The sequence below is a fragment of the Allobosea sp. 01N443 genome, assembly GCF_056399325.1.
Genome location: NZ_JBFTRC010000044.1, coordinates 19,099 through 37,562, shown reverse-complemented (window position 1 = coordinate 37,562; position 18,464 = coordinate 19,099). Strand labels below are relative to the sequence as shown.

The 18,464-nt window shown below is 66.8% G+C and carries 16 protein-coding genes; 9 read left to right on the top strand and 7 right to left on the bottom strand.

The features are described from left to right. Positions 1 to 227: 227 nt before the first annotated feature. Positions 228 to 1,238 (bottom strand): hypothetical protein, encoded by a 1,011-nt coding sequence (locus AC1DRP_RS13715; RefSeq protein ID WP_476768736.1) that lies wholly within the window; start codon positions 1,236 to 1,238, stop codon positions 228 to 230. A gap of 45 nt (positions 1,239 to 1,283) precedes the next feature. After that, positions 1,284 to 2,270 (bottom strand): extracellular solute-binding protein, encoded by a 987-nt coding sequence (locus tag AC1DRP_RS13710; RefSeq protein WP_476768735.1) that lies wholly within the window; start codon positions 2,268 to 2,270, stop codon positions 1,284 to 1,286. Between the two features lie 115 nt (positions 2,271 to 2,385). Between AC1DRP_RS13710 and AC1DRP_RS13705 the strand changes: the two genes are divergently transcribed. Together AC1DRP_RS13705 and AC1DRP_RS13700 are read left to right on the top strand one after the other, a co-directional pair. After that, positions 2,386 to 3,441, top strand: coding sequence for an ABC transporter ATP-binding protein (locus tag AC1DRP_RS13705; RefSeq protein ID WP_441492320.1), 1,056 nt, complete (start codon positions 2,386 to 2,388; stop codon positions 3,439 to 3,441). Next, positions 3,438 to 5,111: an ABC transporter permease gene (locus AC1DRP_RS13700; RefSeq protein ID WP_441508314.1), complete on the top strand. Its 1,674-nt coding sequence runs from the start codon at positions 3,438 to 3,440 to the stop codon at positions 5,109 to 5,111. The genes AC1DRP_RS13705 and AC1DRP_RS13700 overlap by 4 nt, the downstream gene beginning before the upstream one ends. A 24-nt stretch (positions 5,112 to 5,135) precedes the next feature. Here the strand turns inward: AC1DRP_RS13700 and AC1DRP_RS13695 are convergent, their stop codons facing one another. Then, positions 5,136 to 6,212 carry a CapA family protein gene (locus AC1DRP_RS13695; RefSeq protein ID WP_476768734.1) on the bottom strand — a complete coding sequence of 359 codons (1,077 nt, stop codon included), beginning with the start codon at positions 6,210 to 6,212 and terminating at the stop codon, positions 5,136 to 5,138. 232 nt (positions 6,213 to 6,444) lie between these two features. Here AC1DRP_RS13695 and AC1DRP_RS13690 point away from each other — a divergent pair, with 232 nt between their 5' ends. The 3 genes from AC1DRP_RS13690 to AC1DRP_RS13680 all read left to right on the top strand — a co-directional run bounded on the left by AC1DRP_RS13690 (position 6,445) and on the right by AC1DRP_RS13680 (position 9,564). After that, the gene (locus tag AC1DRP_RS13690) at positions 6,445 to 7,773 is read left to right on the top strand and encodes an MFS transporter (RefSeq protein WP_476768733.1); all 1,329 of its coding nucleotides are present in this window, start codon (positions 6,445 to 6,447) and stop codon (positions 7,771 to 7,773) included. Between the two features lie 89 nt (positions 7,774 to 7,862). Then, positions 7,863 to 8,570: a GntR family transcriptional regulator gene (locus AC1DRP_RS13685; RefSeq protein WP_441508317.1), complete on the top strand. Its 708-nt coding sequence runs from the start codon at positions 7,863 to 7,865 to the stop codon at positions 8,568 to 8,570. Between the two features lie 388 nt (positions 8,571 to 8,958). Beyond that, complete coding sequence (locus tag AC1DRP_RS13680) at positions 8,959 to 9,564, top strand: RES family NAD+ phosphorylase (RefSeq protein WP_441508318.1); 606 nt, start codon at positions 8,959 to 8,961, stop codon at positions 9,562 to 9,564. Positions 9,565 to 9,720: 156 nt separating this feature from the next. On the opposite strand, the gene AC1DRP_RS13675 is transcribed toward AC1DRP_RS13680, so the two are convergent. From AC1DRP_RS13675 to AC1DRP_RS13660, 4 genes are all read right to left on the bottom strand, one after another. After that, on the bottom strand, positions 9,721 to 9,921 hold the full coding sequence (locus AC1DRP_RS13675) for a nucleotidyl cyclase domain-containing protein (protein ID WP_441508319.1): 201 nt from the start codon (positions 9,919 to 9,921) through the stop codon (positions 9,721 to 9,723). A 277-nt stretch (positions 9,922 to 10,198) separates the two neighbouring features. Further along, positions 10,199 to 11,059: an alpha/beta hydrolase gene (locus tag AC1DRP_RS13670; RefSeq protein ID WP_441508320.1), complete on the bottom strand. Its 861-nt coding sequence runs from the start codon at positions 11,057 to 11,059 to the stop codon at positions 10,199 to 10,201. Between the two features lie 11 nt (positions 11,060 to 11,070). Continuing rightward, positions 11,071 to 12,762, bottom strand: a complete 1,692-nt coding sequence (locus AC1DRP_RS13665; RefSeq protein WP_476768732.1) for an amidohydrolase — start codon at positions 12,760 to 12,762, stop codon at positions 11,071 to 11,073. Positions 12,763 to 12,850: 88 nt separating this feature from the next. After that, positions 12,851 to 13,669, bottom strand: coding sequence for a GntR family transcriptional regulator (locus AC1DRP_RS13660; RefSeq protein ID WP_476768731.1), 819 nt, complete (start codon positions 13,667 to 13,669; stop codon positions 12,851 to 12,853). A 71-nt stretch (positions 13,670 to 13,740) separates the two neighbouring features. Between AC1DRP_RS13660 and kynU the strand changes: the two genes are divergently transcribed. From kynU to AC1DRP_RS13640, 4 genes are all read left to right on the top strand, one after another. Then, positions 13,741 to 15,003, top strand: coding sequence for a kynureninase (gene kynU, locus AC1DRP_RS13655; protein ID WP_476768730.1), 1,263 nt, complete (start codon positions 13,741 to 13,743; stop codon positions 15,001 to 15,003). A 125-nt stretch (positions 15,004 to 15,128) separates the two neighbouring features. Continuing rightward, entirely contained in the window at positions 15,129 to 16,190 is a 1,062-nt protein-coding gene (locus tag AC1DRP_RS13650; RefSeq protein ID WP_476768729.1) for an amino acid ABC transporter substrate-binding protein, read from the top strand. A gap of 1 nt (position 16,191) precedes the next feature. Further along, on the top strand, positions 16,192 to 17,367 hold the full coding sequence (locus AC1DRP_RS13645) for an amino acid ABC transporter permease (protein ID WP_476768728.1): 1,176 nt from the start codon (positions 16,192 to 16,194) through the stop codon (positions 17,365 to 17,367). Then, the gene (locus AC1DRP_RS13640; protein WP_441508326.1) at positions 17,364 to 18,410 is read left to right on the top strand and encodes an amino acid ABC transporter permease; all 1,047 of its coding nucleotides are present in this window, start codon (positions 17,364 to 17,366) and stop codon (positions 18,408 to 18,410) included. Before AC1DRP_RS13645 ends, AC1DRP_RS13640 begins: the two co-directional genes overlap by 4 nt. Positions 18,411 to 18,464: the final 54 nt, after the last annotated feature.

Genomic DNA, 18,464 nt, shown 5'->3' with positions numbered 1-18,464 from the left:
CTCGATCTCTGCAGAGCGGGCGATATCGAGCGCGCCAAGGACCATCTGGAGCAGCCTATCCTGATGGGCGCCCGCCATCTGATCAGCCGGCTGAAGGCGCTCAGGCGGCGCGAGGGCGCGCCCGAATAGGGGCTGGAAGCGCCGCGGCGGCCGGATGATCGCCATCCCGCCGGAAGACGGCGAGGGCGGGACGGCCAGCCCTGCGCCTGCCGCGCCGGCTTACCCGTTCAGCGATCGAACGCGATTCCGAGATAGGTCCGGTCGTCGGTCCAGCCATCGGGGCCGGAGCCCTTCACGCTGGCATAGGGGCCGATCTTGTCGGGGTCGAGCCGCTCGACCTCGGCGAAGCTCGCCTCCCAGGCCGCGACGCCAAAGGCCTCGGGCTCGGCGAAATAGCCGTCGCTGAACAGTTCGAGCCGCGAGACCTCATCTGCGGCATAGTCGGCGGTGAAGACATGCCGCTCGGCGATGGCGAAGCCGTCGAGCACGCCATAGCCGAGATCGCTGGTCGGGAGATTGGCGAAGACGCGCTGGCCACTGATGCCGCTGTCGAGCAGCCGCTCGATCTCGGTGCGCGCGATCGTCGGCATCTCCTCGCTGCAAAGATGCAGCACATGGGCCCTGACCTCGGCGCTCGCCTCCGCGCTCAAGCCTGCCGGCGGCACGCGCAACCCGTTCCAGACGGCATCGTCCGAGATCGCGCGCTGGTGCAGCGGATCGGCCCGCATCCGGCCGAGATAGGCCCAGCATTCCCGCCGGATCAGCGCGGTCACGCGGTCGAGGGGCTTCGCCTCGACATGGCGGACAGTCCCGAGCGTTTGTCCGCTTAAGCGGATGCCGGAATCGCCGATCGAGACGAGCTGCAGGGCCGGGCCGTCATGGTAGCCCAGCGCCAGCGTGCAGCCGATCCGCGCTGACGCATCACCTTCCACCCGCTCCGCCAGGCCATGCGCCGCGTAGCCGGCGCGCAGCGTGTCGCTGAGCGCCAGGACCAGCCGGCGCACGCGCGCATCGCCGCCGCGCACGCTCAGGTCTTCGCTGAGGAGGAAGCGGGCGACTTCGGTCGCGACCCGGGCCGAGGCGAAGCGCCCCGCCCGCATCGTCCCGAAGCGTCGGCCGCTGCGGTCGGTCACGCCATCGATCACGGCATAGCCGCGGCCGGGCAGGATGACGACGCTGTCTTCGTTCTCCTCAGGGCTGGCGAAGCGCTTGCCGAGGCTGAAGCTTTCAATCTGCATGGTGGATATCGGCGCGAGGCGGCTTCAGCCGGCTCGTTCAAGCCATCACTGGCCGGTCGCCTGCCTCCACTTTTCGATCATCGCCTTGGTGCCGCCGAGTTCCTCGACGGTTTTGAGCTTGACCAGGGTCAGCTCGGCCAGCGGCTTGACATCGCCCGGCGCGGCGACATCCTTGCGCACCGAGCGGCGGCCGGCTTCCTTCACCAGAGCTTCCTGCGTCTTCTTCGACAAGGCCCAGTCGATGAAGCGCTTCGCCGGTTCGGGATTGGGCGCGCCCTTCACCAGCCCCACGCCGTCGGGCGAGGTCGTCGTGCCGTCCGCGATATAGGCGATCTTCACCGGCGCGCCGCCGGCGACATATTCGAGCGCATTGTCCTCGAGCGTCAGGCCGAGCGGCGCCTCGCCATCGGCGACATAGCGCGGCACGGCGCCGGAGCTGTCGGAGAAGATGAAGTTCTTGGCGAGCTTGCCATAGACCTCCCAGCCCTTGTCGCCGCCGGCGGTCAGCACGGTCGTCATCTGCTGGAAGGCCGAGCCGGAATTGTCGACGCGGGMCGAGGCGACCTTGCCCTTCCATTTCGGATCGGACAGCTCGGCCCAGGTCTTCGGGATCTCGGCGTCCTTGACCATCTTGTTGTTGACCATCAGCACGTAGATCACGGTCGTATAGGGCGTCCAGGCCGGGCTCGCGACGAAACGCTCGTCGATCGCCGCCTGTTCCTTGGGCGTATAGGGCGTGAGCAGATCGGCGTTTTCGCTGAGCAGCGAGCCGGTGACGCTCCAGATCACATCGGCCTTGGGCGCGCTGGCCTCGGCGCGGGCGCGGCGGAAGACATCGCCGGACCCAAGCTGCACGACCTCGGCCTTGATTCCGGTCTCGGCCTCGAAGAGCGGGATCATCTTCTGCACGATCGAGGATTTATGGGCGGTGTAGAGCACGACCTTGTTGTCGGCCGCATAGGCTCCGCCGGCCAAGCCGAGAATCCCGGCCGCCAGCACGAGATGACCCACCCAGTTCCTGCTCGACATCATCGCCTGCTCTCCATCCCCGTCACGCCGGTTCGTTCTGTGCCGGCGCAGTTTCTCCATCTTGCCGTCCAATCGCGGCCATGCGCAACTAGGGAAGGGACGGGAGTGCTTTGCCGGCATGGCGTATCTGACTGTCGACGGCGCGATCAAGCGCTATGGGGCCACGACGGCCTTGAACGGTGTGTCCTTCTCGGTCGCGAAGGGCGAGTTCTTCACGCTGCTCGGCCCATCGGGCTGCGGCAAGACCACCTTGCTGCGCTCGATCGCCGGTTTCTCGCAGCTCACCGAGGGCAGGGTGGATCTCGCCGGCCACGACCTGCTTTCGGTGCCGCCGCATAAGCGCGATATCGGCATGGTCTTCCAGGATTATGCGATCTTCCCGCATCTGACGGTCGCCGAGAACGTCGCCTTCGGCCTGAAAGCCCGCAAGGTCGCGGCCTCCGAGATCCGCGAGCGCGTCGCCGAGGCGCTGGCGACCGTCCGGCTGGCGGCGCTTGCCGAGCGCCTGCCGGCCGCACTGTCGGGCGGCCAGCAGCAGCGCATCGGCATTGCCCGGGCGATGGTGGTGAAGCCGCGCCTGCTCCTGATGGACGAGCCGCTCTCCAATCTCGACGCCAAGCTCCGGCTCGACCTGCGCGACGAGATCCGCGCGATCCAGCGCACGATCGGCATCGCCGCGATCTATGTGACACATGACCAGGAGGAGGCGCTCGCCATTTCCGACCGGATCTGCGTGATGGACCATGGCTGCGTCGAGCAGATCGGCACGCCGCAGCAGATCTACGGGAAGCCGGCGACGCGTTTCGTCGCCTCCTTCGTCGGGACGATGAACCTGCTTGCGCCCGCCGCCTTCGGCTTGCCGGAGGTGAAGGACGTGGCGCAATGGGCGTTGCGGCCGGAGCGCCTGCGCCTCGCCGAGGCGGGGGCTAGCGAAGGGGGAAGTGGAAACGGCGCCGCCAGCATCGCCGGAACGGTCGAGCATTTCTCCTATCTCGGCCGTGAGGCGCATCTCACCGTCCAGGCGCAGGGGCACAGGCTCGTAGCCCAGATCGGCGCGCCGCCGCCCGATCTCGCGATCGAGGCCGGCCGGCAGATCCGCCTGAGCTTCGACCCGGCCGATCTCCATGGCTTCGACGCGAAGGGACGGCGTGTCCCGGCGGAGCTTACGGCATGAGCGCCATCGCCGTTTCAGCCACGCGCCGCAGCTGGCGTCCGGATTTCTGGACGCTGGTCGCGGTCGGGGCCTGGGCGATCCTGATCGTCCTGCTGCTGATCCCGCTTGGCCTCGTCCTGGTCTCCAGCTTCCGCGACGAGAGCGGGGTGCTGACGCTCGCCAACTGGCAAAGGCTGTTCGGCAGCACGCGCTATTTCAACGCCTTCATCAACACCTTGATCATCGGTTTCGGCGGCTTGGCGGGTGCATTGCTGCTCGGCTCGGTCATGGCCTTCTGCATGGCGCGCATCGAGATCGCGGGCGGCCGCTTCGTCTCGATGCTGGCGATCTTGGCCTTGGTCTCGCCGCCCTTTATCGGCGCCTATTCCTGGATCGTGCTGTTCGGCTCGGGCGGCATCGTACGCCAGACGCTGATGTCCTGGGGCGTCTTCATGCCGCCGATCTACGGCGTCTGGGGCATCCTCATCGTCTTCGCCTTCAAGTTCTATCCCTATGTCTACCTGCTGACCTCTGGCGCGCTCGCCAATGTCAACCGCTCGCTGGAGGAGGCGGCGGAGAATCTCGGGCTGACGCCGTTCCAGCGCGTGCTGAAGATCTCGTTCCCGCTGGTCCTGCCGGCGCTCTCGGCCGGCGGGCTCTTGGCGCTGATCCATGCCATCGCCGATTTCGGCACGCCGCGGCTGCTCGGGCGTGGCTTCAATGTGCTGGCGACCGAGGCCTATACCGCCTATTCCGCCGAGATCGGCTCCAATCTCGGCATGGCGACGACGCTCAGCCTGGCGCTGATCCTGATGTCGATGGTCTTCGTCTTCATCCAGCGCTTCATGTCGCGGAAAAACGTCTATCACAGCAACCTGATCAACCGGCCCGAGAAGATCAGGCTGAGCGGCTTTGCCAATGTCGCGGCCCATGCCGCGGTCTATTTCATCGCGCTCGGCGGCGCGATGCCGGCGATCATTGCGGCGATCTATTCGGTCAGGAAGACGAACGGGCCGGTGTTCCAGCCGGGCTTCGGCCTCGACAGCTACCGCCGCATCGTTGCCACGCTCGGTGATGTCGTGTGGAATTCGCTGCTGTTCTCCGGCGCCTCCGTGCTGCTGATCGTGGTCATCGGCACCCTGATCGGCTGCCTGGTCGCGCGGCGCAACACCGCCCAGACCTCGCTGCTCGATGCCACCTTGATGGTGCCCTATGTCATGCCCGGCATCGTCGTCGGCGTCGCCTTCATCGCCGCCTTCAACACGCCGCCGCTGGTGATGACCGGCACGGCGGCGATCATCATCCTCTCCGTCTTCATCCGGCGCTTGCCCTATGCGGTGCGCTCCTCGGCCGCCGCGCTGCGGCAGGTCGGGCCGAGCATGGAGGAGGCGGCGATCTCGCTCGGCTACAGCCCGGTCCAGGCATTTTTGCGCGTCACCATCCCTCTGATCCTGCCCGGCATCATCGCAGGCGCGATGCTCTCCTTCGTCACGGCGGTGAACGAACTCTCCTCGTCGCTCGTGCTCTATGTCGGCGGCACCATCACCATGCCGGTCAAGATCTACATCGCGATCAATGATGGCGATTACGGCACGGCCGCCTCGCTCTCGACGATCCTGCTCGTGCTCAGCGCCGGGGCGATCTATCTCGCCTTCCGCCTGTTGGGGCGCGACGAGCGCGCCTTGCTGTAAGCCAAGGCGCACTCGGGGGCGCGTTCACCCACCGAACCGGACGGTCAGGTTCAGGCCGTCGATCTCGGCTTGCGTGCCCATGCCGCGTGAGAGCCGGTCGAAGCGCTCGAGTACGGGCAGGGCGCGGGCCGGCTCCTGGATCAGCACCGGCATCCCGCTTCTGTTGCACTCGGTCGCGCGGAATTCGATCGTCTCGACGCCGCCCTGGCCGATGCCGATGCGGCAGACCAGCGACCAGGGATCGATCTGCGAGAAGATCATCTTCTGGTCGGGCGTGGCATTGTCCCAATCCTGCTGGGCGATGTGGTTGCCGAGGCTGTAGATGATCGGCTTGCCCCGATAGGTCTCGACGCCCGCGGGGCTGTGGGCGTGGTTGCCGAGAATCATGTCGGCGCCGGCATCGATCAGCGCCTGTCCCAGCGGGCGCTGGTATTCGGCCAGCGGGTCGCCGCGGCCATAGCCCCAATGCACGCTGACGATCAGCACGTCGACTTCAGGGCGCAAGCTGGCGATCTGCCCGCGTAGCCGCGCGAGATCGCCCTCGCGGACCCGGCTGCGCATCCGCATCGGTGCGCCGGGTTCGGTCGCGAGCAGGACCGGGTGGATTTCCGGCCATTGCTCGATCGCGAGCGGCGCGATGCCCGGCCGGGTCTCCGTTGCCGCATAATCCGGCGGCAACAGGCAGGAGACCGCGATGGTGCCGAGCCTGCAGCCATTGATCACGCGCCGGTCCGGCACGAGCGAGGCCGCGAGGTCCTTGCCGCCGCCGACCGTCTCGACGCCGGCCGCTTGCAGGTGGCGGAGTGTCTCCAGGAAGGCCTGGGGTCCGAAATCGCAGGTGTGATTCGTCGCGACCGTCATCAGGCCAAACCCGGCCCGGCCGAGATCGTCGGCCACCGTCGGGTCGACGAGATAGGCGATCGGTGCATCGCTGCGATAGCCCTGGCGGGCGAACTGCACCTCGCAGGAACCCCAGACCAGATCGCTCTGCCGGAGATAGGCGAGCGTCTCGCCATAACCCTCGTCGATCAGCGCATCGCCGGCATAAAGCCGCTCGCGGACTACGATATCTCCGGCAGCGCCGAGCGTCAGAATGGACATGGTCATCCCTTAGATGTTTTTTTGATGTTTCAATTACTGCTCGCAGTTTGTGCTGGCGGTCAAGAGGTCCGTGCTGGGATCGCGGGGGAGGGTACGTTCAACTGATCGGCGTCGCATGGCCTCAGGGGTGCCTGTTGACAGTCGCGATTTGTTTATGATGTTTTATTGATGCATCACAAATCCGGCCACGACATCGCTCATGCTGGTCGAAGGCCGCCGAGGGGATTCTGACATGACCGACACATCGCTACCGGGCGCGGCCGCCCCCGCGACTGCTACACTGCTCGACACCGCTTATCGCCGGATCTTCTGGCGCCTGATCCCGATCCTGATGGTTCTCTGGGTGCTGGCCTGGGTCGACCGCGTGAATATCAGCTTCGCCAAGCTGCAGATGGCCGACGAGCTGCGGTTCTCCGAGGCCGTCTACGGGCTCGGCGCCGGCATCTTCTATATCGGCTATCTCCTGTTCGAAGTGCCGAGCAACCTGCTGCTGCAACGCATCGGCGCACGCAAGACCATCGCCCGCATCGCCATCGGCTGGGGCACGATCTGCGCGCTGATGTCCTATGCGACGACGCCCGCGACCTTCTACATCCTGCGCTTCCTGCTCGGCGCCTTCGAGGCCGGGTTCTTTCCGGGCGTCATCCTGTTCCTGACGCAATGGTTTCCGAGCGAGCKACGGGCCAAGGTCTTTGGCATCTTCATGTCGTCGGTCGCGCTGTCCGGCGTCATCGGCGGCCCGCTTGCCGGGCAGATCATGACCGGGATGCAGGGCATGGGCGGCCTGTCGGGCTGGCAATGGCTGTTCATCGTCGAGGGCATTCCGACAGTTCTGATCGGGCTTTTTGCGCTGGCCTGGCTCACCGACCGACTGGAACAGGCGCATTGGCTCTCGGATGCTGAGCGCAGCGCGGTCCGCGATGATCTCGAGCGCGATGCAAGGGCACTCGGCCCGCGCGAGCATGGCCTGTCGACGGTGCTGCGCGATCCGCGGCTCTGGATCTTCACGCTGGTCTATTTCTGCATCATCATTGCCAACGCCACCGTCGCCTTCTGGGGCCCGACCATCATGCGCGAGGCCGGATTCGGCCATGTCGCGACCATTGGCTGGCTGGTCTCGGGTGCCTCGCTCGTCGGCTCGGCGGTGATGATCGGCAACGGCCTGATGGCCGACCGGACGGGCCGCCCGCTCCTGCAATGCGTCGGCTCGCTGATCGTCGGCGCGCTCGGCCTGGCCGGCGTCGCCTTCGCCCTGCACGGCTCGCCGCAGATGGTCGTCGTGCTGTTTTCGCTGGCGCTCGCCGGGGYCTATGGCGCGATCCCGGTGTTCTGGCAGCTGCCCAACCGGCTCTTCGCCGGCACCGCTGCCGCCGCCGGCATCGCGATCATCAACTCCTTCGGCAATCTCGGCGGCTTCCTCGCCCCCTATGGCCTTGGCCTGCTGAAGGACGCGACGGGCCAGATCGCGCCCGGCCTGATTGCGGTTGCGCTTGTCGAGGCGCTCGCTGCCCTCATCATCCTCGTCGTCGTCCAGCGCTTCTTCGCCGGGCGCCGGGCTTGACGGGGCCTGCCGAACCCGCCGACCAATAGGGCAGGGAGCGGTCGCGGCGCATCCGGCGCCGCGACCCTTTTCACGAAGGGCTAAGAACAATGCCGGCCAAGGCCGAAGCAGGACAGGATGCCAAGCTCTCGCTGGCCGAGCGCGTCTATCAGGAGCTCCGCGCCGCGATCATTTTTGGGGAGATCGCGCAAGGTGCGGTCTTCAACGAATCCGATCTCGTCGCGCGCTTCAAGGTCAGCACCTCGCCCTTGCGCGAGGCCCTGTCGCGGCTCAGGCAGGACGGGCTGGTCCGCGTCATTCCGCGCCGCGGCTACAGCGTCACCGAGCTTTCGCTCCGCGATTTCCACGAGCTGATCCAGATGCGCCTGATCCTCGAATGCGCAGCGGCCGAACTCGCCGCCCCGCGCATCACCGACAGCCATGTCGCGATGATGCGCCGGCTATCTTCCGTCGAGCTGCGCATCGGCGACCAGGCGAGCTACCGCGCCTTCATGCGCGCCAACCAGGATTTTCACGAGGCGATCGCCACCATCGCCGACAACGCCCGCCTCCTGCGCGGCATCGGCCAGACCATGGACGAGATGCAGCGCCTGCTCTTCGCCGATCTCGGCGCGGCCGAAGACGGCGAAGAGGTCCGCCACGACCATGACGAGATCATCGAGGCGCTGGCCCGCCGGGACGCAGCCGCGGCCCGCGAGGCGGTGGCACGCCACATCCGCATCTCGCGCGACCGGGTGGTGGGCCGGATGATGCGGCGGCATACGGGATTTGCGGAGAGGTCGGTGTTTGTGGGGTGAGGGGGCCGAGATTGTGGGGGCCGCGAAGGGGGCGTTTCGACCGGCAGACGCGTCGTCGCGAATGTCTCGGATCAATGGGGATGTCTTACCTTCACATGCGCCACACGTAGTCTGCGGTGCGCCAAGAGGAGACATCAGCTGGTTGCTAGGAAAGCGGACATTGGCGCGCACCCTCCTCTGCGATAGGGCCGCTCTTGAGCGGAGACTCTTTATCACAGGCTACTGTGCAGGGCCGGACTAAACAACAAATCCTTGGCTGCGCAGCCACCAGATCAGTCGCTGCCTCAGGTCCTTGTCGAGGTTAGTGGTGTTGTAAGGGACCGTCTGTGGCCGGTAGTAGACGCCGTGGCGGTCAAGCAGTGACTTCACGCTGTCCGCCACAGGACCGTTGGTCGCCAATCCGCCCTTGCGGCGCAGACGGCAGTCCGCCGACAGTCCCCACGAGACCTGCATCGCCGAGCTTCGTCCGTCCGTTGGCAGCATCGTTGCGGTTGCCAAATTCACGATCACGAAGCCGATCTGCGTCTTGGATATGACGCGGCTCTCTGCCCCTCCGAAGCCACAGAATATTTTCGTACCGAACCGGGTCTCGCGGGTCGCTCAGTGGCTGTTCATGCAGAAATTCATGCAGGAGATATCGCGGCCGATCTCACCGGAAGACCAGTACCTGGACTATCTACCGACGCAGGCCGTCGCTGAATATCTGCTTAACCACCACACCGTCGAAATCAAGAAGCACAAGCGGCGCATCGACGCGATCATCTATCGCTCAGCGCAGAGGCCAAAGGGAAAGAACATCGCGATCTTCGGCGCAGCGGGGGTCGTTGGCGAGGACAAGCCGAAGGTTAAGCCAGCCGAAGATTCCGACGACCTTTTCGACCTGTTGGACTTTGTTAGGCGAATGGAAACGAGAATCGTCGAGGCGCCCGGTCACTTCAAAGCCTACTGCATAAAAGGTGCGGAGTACGATCCGCAGCCACACGACGCGTGCTAAATCAGCCCCAGCGCATGTTCGACAGCGTCAACATGGCGTCGATTCTGGCTGGAGCCAGGCCTCAATTGCCGTGCGCGGCCGAGCATTGGCGCCGCCATGCACCCTGAGGCCACGAGCGCAAGGGAAGGGGCAGCGCCGATATCGTCTGCGTTGAAATCAGTAGGTCGCTTGCACCCATTCGACCCACGCTTCCCGTCGCGCAGTCTCGCAAGCCCCCGTCGCACCGGCGATCTGAATGCGGTTCCTTCCGAGCGCTTTTGCCTTGTGGAGGGCGAGGTCGGCGGCCGAGAGCAGCTCGAAGAGGGCGGTTGCGTTCGATGAGGCTTCGGCCAGCCCGATGCTGACCGTGGCCGTCATCTGCAAGCCATCGCTTCGCGCCGCGCGTTCGGCAAATCCCCAGGCTGTCAAGGCCCAGCAGCAGGATCGCAAACTCTTCGCCACCCAACAGGCCGATGACCCCGTCCGCGCCGGCGATGTCGCGCGACACCGCAGCCGGAGATGATCGACCTCTTGGCCATGCTTGCTGCCGGCCGCAGCGCGCCTCGGTGCGCTCCCGCCAGCAGCCTGCGCAGGGCAAGCCGCTTGACCGGTCCGGTTCGCGCAGGCCGGGAATGCGACCTGGAGACGCAAGACATCAGACGGCTTTCATGACCGCGTCGAAGATCGGGCTATCCTGCGCAGCCAGCATGCGGCTGACCTCGAAATGGTTCTGCCCTTCGGCGCGAAGCAGCTGCGTTGCCTTTCCCGCCTTCTCCAGGCTTGCGTGGAACGTCGTGGCGTGGCGCCGGTACTCGTCGGTTTCAGCCTCGCCATAAGCGACGAGAACGGGGCAGGTCAGCGCTTCGACATGGCGGATCGGGCTGAATGCCGCGATCTCGGCTGCCGTCAGGCCGAGATAGCGCCCCCGCGCGCTGAGCATCGGCCCTTCCAGATCATAGGCGCCGCTGGCGCAAAGCGCCCCGGCGACCATGCCAGGCGCGATGCGATGCGGCGTCTCGGCGGTGAGCGCGGCCGCGACGAGATGCGCCCCCGAGGAGTGGCCGATCACGAACAGGCGTTCGGGGTTATAGCCCAACTCGCTGGCGTGCTGGGCGAGCCAGCCGATGCCGCGCTGGACCTGCATCACCATCTCGGGCAGCCGGACCGCGGGAATGCTGGCGAAGTCGAGCACGGCGAAGTTCATTCCGGCGGCCACGAAGGCTTCCGCCGCAAAGGCGCTGTCCATCCGGTCGAGCATGCGCCAGGCGCCGCCATGGACATAGATGACGAGCGGCGCCCGCTTTGAGGCCGCYGGGAACAGGTCGATCCGCTCGGCCGGCCCCTCGCCATAGGCGAGCGGGCGGCAGGTGAGGTTGCGATGCGCAGCAAGGCTCGCCTCGCGGTACCAGGCGATGATCTCGTCGGCATTGGCGGCCCAGGCGCCCTGATTGTAGTTCAGGTCGAGCCGGGCCTGATCATAGTCGAGAAAGACGGCTTTCGTCGGCAGTTCGGTCATGGCGGCCTCCCTCAGCGCCCGCCGCCGGCGTCCGCGCGATAGACGATCTGCCCGTCGACGACGGTCAGCAGCGACTCGATCCGGGCGAGCTCGTCGGGCGCGCAGCGGAGCGGGTCGGCCGAGAGCACGGCCAGATCCGCGAGCTTGCCGATGGCGATGCTGCCCCTCTCGCCCTCCGCGAAGGTCAGCTTCGCGCCGCCGAGCGTCGCGCATTCCAGCGCCTCTTCGCGTGTCAGGGCCTGTTCGGGGGAGATGACGGCGCCGGTCCGGTCGCGTCGGTTGACCGCATGGGCGATCGAGTGGAACAGGCTGAGCGGTGCGTTGTCGCTGCCGAACGAAATCGGCACGCCGGCCTCGCGCAGGGAGCGCAGCGGCACGATCTCGCCAGCCCGCTCGCGCCCGAGCTTTTCGACCAGCTCGCTGCCGCGCTTGTAGATATAGGCGGTCAGATGCGTGGTCACCGCCAGCCCGAGATCGGCAACCCGCTTCACCTGGTCCGGCGTCAGGCTGACGACATGGCCGAGCACCCAGCCCTGGCCGGCGAGCGGGGTGACGTTGTCCACCTCGGCGAAGAGGTCGAGCATATTGGGCAGGATGCCGACCGCCCGGATGCCGTTGCGCGCGGCTTCGATCAGCACCGTCTTCAGGGCATCGCGCGGCAGCGACGAATTATAGTGGAAGCCGGCCCAGCCTGTCTGCGGAAAGGCTGCGCTGCGCAGCTCCCGCTCCACGGAATCGTCGATCTCGCCGTAGAGCCCGGCCATACCGAGCCAGGCGTCGCCTAATCCCCGGCCGGCGAGCCAATGTCCCCAGGACTTGAGCAGGGCCCGGCAATCCTCCGCCGAGGTCGAGGGCCAGGCCGGGCTGAAGATCATCGATGCCCGCACGGTCTGGCGACCCTCGGACCGGACCTGCCGATAGGCGTCCAGCACCTCGGCGGCAATGCCGTGGCCCTCGAACACGCTGGTGGTGCCCGCCCGGTTGTAGAGTTTCATCGATGCCGCGAGCGCGCCGGCCCGCTCGCTGGCGGAGAAATGCGGCGCCCGGCGCATCAGGCTCATCTCGACCACCGGCATCTTGTTGGTCTCGACGAAGATGCCGTTCGGCTCGCCTGCGGCATCGCGGCAGATCTCGATGGACGCGGCCGGCGCCACCGTCGAGGCATCGATGCCGGCCAGCCGCAGGGCGCGGCTGTTGGCGATCGAAACCAGTGGCAGGGTCGAGCGCCAGTAGCCCCAGATCGAGCGGATATAGACCGGGTTGTCAGGCGCGGCGCGGTCAAGGTCCCAGCGGTCGGGGAAGCGATGTTCCGCGATTCCCGCCAGCACGCTCTCATAGCTGGGGGGAATGCCGATCGGCATGGTGATGATCCACTCGCCCGGCTTCTTCGTTCGGGCGATCTCGGCGATGCGCGCGACGATGTCCTCGATCGAACGGCAATCGGCGAGCGAGGGCAGCACGCTCTTCAGGCCTTCGCGGTCGAGATGGGCATGGCCATCGATGAGGCCGGCGGTGACGGTCTTGCCGGCGAGATCGACATGCTCCGTCTCGGCCGAGGCAAGGGCGGCGATCTCGCTGGAGCTCCCAAGTGCGACGATACGGTTTCCCGCGATGGCCAGGGCCTCGCAGGGCCCCGCCTCACTGAGAATCCGGCCATTGACCAGAACGAGCGACGGGCTGGTGCCGGGGAGAACGGACGGCATGGATATCCTCATCAAGGCTTGTCTGGGCCCGGTGTGACCGGCGACGGGCGGGAAGGACGGGCGGGACGGACGCGAAAGCGCGAAGGGGTCAGGAAGCGGGGCCGGGGGCGCCGTCGAGATCGGAGGCGACGAAGACCTTGCGGGTGAATTCGATATGCTCGTCGAGCAGCCTGACGGCGCGATCGACGTCATGGTCCAGGGCCGCATTCATCAAGGCGGTATGCGGCTCGAGCGCCAGCGCATCGCGCAAGGCCGCGAAGGCGGGACTGTCCTGCCATGGCGTGCCCGCCGCGCTGTGCGAAAGCGCGGGCGCGATCGAGAGGATGCGGTGATGCCGGCGCAGCTGATCCTTGATCTGCACGTAGAAGCGCATCAGCCAGCGCGACGTGCAGGCGGCCAGCAGGGCCAGATGGAACGCCTCGTGCCGCTCTTCCCAATCGCTGATGACCAGCTCTTCCGGCTTTTCCACCGGCGGCGTGCAGCGCGAGAGCCGGAAATGGGCGGCGACCAGCGCGGTCTCCCACGCCTCGTCGCCATTGGCGATGGATTCCGCCAGCATCGGCAGCTCGACCAGGCGCCGGGCCCTGGTCAGGTCGCTCAACTCCTCCAGCGAGACGGGCGCGACCGCGTAACCCTTGTTGGCGCTGGAGGTGACCAGGCGCTCGGCCTCAAGGCGCGACAAGGCCTCGCGCAACGGGGTCCAGCCGATGCCGTAGGCCTCCCGCATGGCGCCGAGCTTCAGCGGCGCACCCGGCCGCAGCCGCGTTTCGAGGATCTCCTGGCGCAGCGTCCGGTAGGCGGTTTCGGTCTTGGTGGCGACGTCGGTTTCGTCCATTGGATCCTCGCATGCTACCGGCAATATATATAATATGACGCGATTGGCAAAATTATATATATCAATTGACATCTTCGATATCGGTCTCGATAGTCCCCGACAGATGGGCCGCGCTGGCGGCATCGGCCATGAGTGGAGGCGAGATGAACCTGGCATCGCTGGACAGGGCAGGGGTGGCGTCCGAGATCGCGCGGCGCGACGGCGCCGATCCGCTGGGGCACCTGCGCGCCCGTTTCCATTTGCCTGCGGGCGCGATCTATCTGGCCGGCAATTCGCTCGGCCCGGCGCCGGTGGCTGCCTTCAGCGACATGGTGGTCGCCATGCGCGAGGAATGGGCGGAAGGGCTGGTGCGCAGCTGGAACGATGCCGGCTGGTTCGCCCTGGTCAATACGCTGGGCGACCGTCTGGGGCGTCTGATCGGCGCGGCGCCAGGGCAGACGGTGGTGTGCGATTCCGTCTCGGTGAATGTCTACAAGGCGCTGCATGCCGCGCTCGCGCTGCGCCCCGATCGCAATGTCATCGTCGCCGAAGGCGGCAGCTTCCCCACCGATCTCTATGTCGCCGAAGGCGTGGCGGCCGGGCGGCCCGATCTCGTCCTGAAGCTCGAGGGCGTCGACGCCCCGCGGATCGAGGATCTGGTCGACGAGCGCACCGCGGTCGTGCTGGTCAACCATGTCGACTACAAGACCGGCGAACTGCGCGACATGGCGGCGCTCAACCGGCTGATCCACGCCAAGGGCGCCGTCGCGGTCTGGGACCTCTGCCACAGCGCCGGCGTCGTGCCGGTCGATCTCGACGGCGCGGGAGCCGATCTCGCGATCGGCTGCACCTACAAATACCTGAACTGCGGTCCGGGCGCCCCGGCCTTCATCTATGCGGCGGCGCGTCATCACGATGCCCTGTCGCAGCCGCTCTCCGGCTGGTGGGGCCATGCCGCCCCCTTCGCCTTCGAGCGCGGCTACCGGCCGGCAGGTGGCATCCAGCGCCTGCTGTGCGGAACGCAGCCGATCCTGTCCATGCGCGTCGTCGACGCCGGCCTCGCCGCGATCGAGGATGTCGAGATGTCCGCACTGCGGGCCAAGAGCCTCGCGCTGACCGATCTGTTCATGGAGCTGGTCGAGCCGGTCTGCCACGCCCATGGCGCCGCCATCGTCACGCCGCGCGCTCATGCGGCGCGCGGCAGCCAGGTCTCGATCACCTCAGACAACGGCTATGCCGTCGTACAGGCCCTGATCGCGCGCGGCGTGATCGGCGATTTCCGGGCCCCGGACATGATGCGCTTCGGCTTCGCACCCGCCTATCTCGGCTATGCCGATATCGAGCGCGCCGCCCATGCCTTCAACGACGTCATGACCTCGGGGATCTGGCGCGACGAGCGTTTCGCCAAACGGCGCGCCGTGACCTGACGGCGCCGCGATACGGCCAACAGCAAGAGCGCAGCCGGCGAACCCCGCGCATGCGCCGGTCAAAAAATGAGCGCAAGTCCGCAAGCCGTTTGCAGCGGCGAGCGGCGGTTCCAGGGGAGGGACACGTGAAGACTCTGTTCAAGGCAGGATTCGTCAAGGCAGGACTCATGAAGTCTGGCCTCGCTGCAGCCGCGTTGGCGGMGGCCGCGACATTTTCCGCTGCGGCCCAGGCCGGGCCGACGCTCGATGCCATCCGCAAGCGCGGCGAAGTCACCTGCGGGGTCAGCACCGGCATCGGCGGCTTCTCGATCGCCGACAGTTCGGGCCGCTGGACCGGGCTGACGACCGATTTCTGCCGGGCGGTCTCGGCGGCGGTGCTCGGCGATGCCGCACGGGAGAAGTTCGTCCCGCTCAGCCCGCAGCAGCGCTTCACGGCCCTGCAATCGGGCGAGATCGACATGCTCACCACCGTCGCGACCTGGACGCTGACACGCGACGCCTCGCTCGGCCTGCTCTATGCCGGYGTCTATTTCTACGACGGCCAGGGTTTCCTGGTGCCGAAATCGCTCGGCCTGAAGAGTGCGCTCGAACTGGACGGCGCCAGCATCTGCACCGCCACCGGCACGACGAGCGAGCTCAATCTCGCCGATTATTTCCGGGCCAACGGCAAGAAATTCACGCCGGTCGTGTTCGAGGCCCAGAASGAGGCGCGGGCCGCCTTTTTCAGTGGCCGCTGCCAGGCCTTCTCTGCCGACATGTCCTATCTGTCCTCGGTCAGGGCTTCCGACGCACCCAATCCCGACGAATGGCAGATCCTGCCGGACATGATCTCGAAGGAGCCGCTCGGGCCGGTCGTCGGCCGCAACGACCTGGAATGGTTCACCGCCGTCAAATGGGTCCTGATGGCGCTGATCGAGGCGGAGGAGAAGGGCATCACCGCCGCCAATGTCGACCAGATGAAGGAGAGCGCGAACCCGGAGATCAAGCGCCTGCTCGGCGTCACCGGCGATATGGGCCAGAGACTCGGCCTCGACCCGGGTTGGGCCTATCGCGCGATCAAGCGGGTCGGCAATTACGGCGAGATCTTCGAACGTAATGTCGGCCCCAGGACGGCTCTGCGCATGGAGCGCGGTGCCAACGCGCTCTGGACAAAGGGCGGGCAGATGTACGCCATGCCGACGCGCTGAGATGAGCGCCGTCGCGATCGCGCCGACGCGCCTGGCGAGAGGCTGGAACGACCCGTCCTTTCGGGCCCTGGCGACGCAGGTGATCGTGCTGGCCGTGCTGGCCGGCACCATCGCCTTCCTCGCCACGAACCTCGTCGGCAATCTGGAGGCGCGCTCGATCCGGACGGGCTTCGGCTTCGTCTGGCAGGCGGCCGGCTTCGAGATCGGCCAGAGCTTCATCGCCTACAGCGCCAGCGCGAGTTTCGGCCGGGCGCTGTTGGTCGGTCTGCTCAACACGCTCGTGGTTGCCGTGCTCGGGATCGTGCTGTCGACGCTTGCCGGCTTCGTCGTCGGCATTGCCAGCCTGTCGCGCAATCCCCTCGTCAGCCCGCTGGCCAGGCTCTATGTCGAGCTCGTCCGCAACACGCCGCTGCTGCTGCAGCTCTATCTCTGGTATGCGGTGCTGACCCAGATGCTGCCGGCCGCTTCGGCTGCGCCGCAGCTGCTTCCCGGTGTCTATCTCGCCAAGAGCGGCCTGCATTTCCCGGTGCTGCAGCATGGCGCCGACCTCATCCTGGTGGCGGTGATCGTCGGCCTCGTCGCCTTCGCCGGTCATGGCCTGTGGGCCCGGCGCCGGGCGGAGCTGACGGGCGCGCCGGCGAAGCTCTGGCCCGGATTGCTGCTGCTCCTGCTGCCGCTTGCCACCGTGGCGCTCGATCTCGCCGCGACGACCTCCTTCGACATGCCGCGGCCGACCCGCTTCGGCTTCTCCGGCGGCGGCATGATCACGCCGGAACTGACGGCGCTCCTGATCGGGCTGTCGCTCTATAACGCCGCCTTCATCGGCGAGATCCTGCGTGCCGGGATCTTGTCGGTCAGCCGCGGCCAGCGCGAGGCCGCTGCTGCGCTGGGGCTGACGCAGGGCCAGGCGCTGCGCCTGGTGGTGATCCCGCAGGCGATGAAGGTCGCCGTGCCGCCGCTCGCCAGCCAGTATCTCAATCTGGCCAAGAACACCTCGCTCGCCATCGCGATCGGCTATCCCGACCTGATGTCGATCGGGAACACGATCATCAACCAGACCGGCCAGGCGGTCGAGGTCATCGCGATCCTGATGAGCGTGTACCTCGCGCTCAGCCTCGCGATCTCGGGCTTCATGAACTGGTACAATAGCCGCGTCGCGCTCAAGGGGGCGTCATGAGCGCCGCCGCCCCTTCAGTGCGGGAACGCCTGTTCGGCAGCGTCGGCAACACGCTGCTGACGGTCGTGATGCTCGGCCTCTTCGTCACCTACGTCCCGTCGCTGCTGCGCTGGGCCGTGTTCGATGCAACCTGGTGGGCGGCGTCTCCGGCGACCTGCCGCGCCATGGGCGGGGCCTGCTGGGCCTTCGTCCACGAGAAATTGCGGCTGATCCTGTTCGGCCGCTACCCGTTCGAAGAGCAGTGGCGACCTTTCGCTGCCTTGCTGCTGACCATCGCGCTGGTGCTGGCGAGCTGCTCGCTGCGCTTTGGGGGGCGGGCCGTCATCGCGGGCTGGCTGCTGGGGATCCCCGCCGTGATCGTCCTGATGCGCGGCGGCGTGCTCGGCCTGTCCTTTGTGGCGACCGATCTATGGGGCGGGCTGCCGCTGACGGTTTTCCTCGCGGTCGGCGGCATCCTCGGCGCATTCCCGCTCGCCATTGCGCTGGCACTCGGACGGCGCTCGCAGCTCGGCATCATCAGGGGCGTCTGCGTCATGTTCATCGAGATGGTCCGCGGCGTCCCGCTGGTCAGCGTGCTGTTCATGGCCTCGTTCATGATTCCGCTCTTCCTGCCGGGAAAGCTGCAGGTCGATGCTCTGCTGCGTGCCCTCATCGCCATCACGCTGTTCAGCGCGGCCTATCTGGCGGAAGCCATCCGCGGCGGCCTGCAGGCCGTGCCCGCCGGGCAGGAGCAGGCGGCCAAGGCGCTCGGGCTCGGCTATTGGCAGACATCGTTGCTGGTTGTCGTGCCGCAGGCGCTGCGCCTTGCCGTTCCGGCGATCGCCAACCTGTTCATCGGCCTGTTCAAGGATACGTCCCTCGTCGGCATCGTCGGCCTGACCGACCTCCTGCTCGCAACCAAGCAGGCGCTGGGCGATCCGCAATGGCGCAGCTTCTCGCTCGAAGGCTATCTCTTCGTCGCTCTGCTCTATGTCGCGTTCTGCTCCTTCATCTCGCATTACAGCCGCGCGTTGGAGAGGCGCCTGCAACGCCAGGCTGTGTGAGTTCCAGCAAGCCGCGGCAAAGCGGACGGAGCGGCCATTCGAGGCTGCTTCTGC

Bases quoted from the DNA above. Each gene is read 5' to 3' on its own strand.
- AC1DRP_RS13715 (WP_476768736.1), bottom strand. From the start codon at position 1,238: ATGCAGATTGAAAGCTTCAGCCTCGGCAAGCGCTTCGCCAGCCCTGAG.
- AC1DRP_RS13705 (WP_441492320.1), top strand. From the start codon at position 2,386: ATGGCGTATCTGACTGTCGACGGCGCGATCAAGCGCTATGGGGCCACG.
- AC1DRP_RS13700 (WP_441508314.1), top strand. From the start codon at position 3,438: ATGAGCGCCATCGCCGTTTCAGCCACGCGCCGCAGCTGGCGTCCGGAT.
- AC1DRP_RS13695 (WP_476768734.1), bottom strand. From the start codon at position 6,212: ATGTCCATTCTGACGCTCGGCGCTGCCGGAGATATCGTAGTCCGCGAG.
- AC1DRP_RS13685 (WP_441508317.1), top strand. From the start codon at position 7,863: ATGCCGGCCAAGGCCGAAGCAGGACAGGATGCCAAGCTCTCGCTGGCC.
- AC1DRP_RS13675 (WP_441508319.1), bottom strand. From the start codon at position 9,921: ATGACGGCCACGGTCAGCATCGGGCTGGCCGAAGCCTCATCGAACGCA.
- AC1DRP_RS13665 (WP_476768732.1), bottom strand. From the start codon at position 12,762: ATGCCGTCCGTTCTCCCCGGCACCAGCCCGTCGCTCGTTCTGGTCAAT.
- AC1DRP_RS13660 (WP_476768731.1), bottom strand. From the start codon at position 13,669: ATGTCAATTGATATATATAATTTTGCCAATCGCGTCATATTATATATA.
- kynU (WP_476768730.1), top strand. From the start codon at position 13,741: ATGAACCTGGCATCGCTGGACAGGGCAGGGGTGGCGTCCGAGATCGCG.
- AC1DRP_RS13645 (WP_476768728.1), top strand. From the start codon at position 16,192: ATGAGCGCCGTCGCGATCGCGCCGACGCGCCTGGCGAGAGGCTGGAAC.
- AC1DRP_RS13640 (WP_441508326.1), top strand. From the start codon at position 17,364: ATGAGCGCCGCCGCCCCTTCAGTGCGGGAACGCCTGTTCGGCAGCGTC.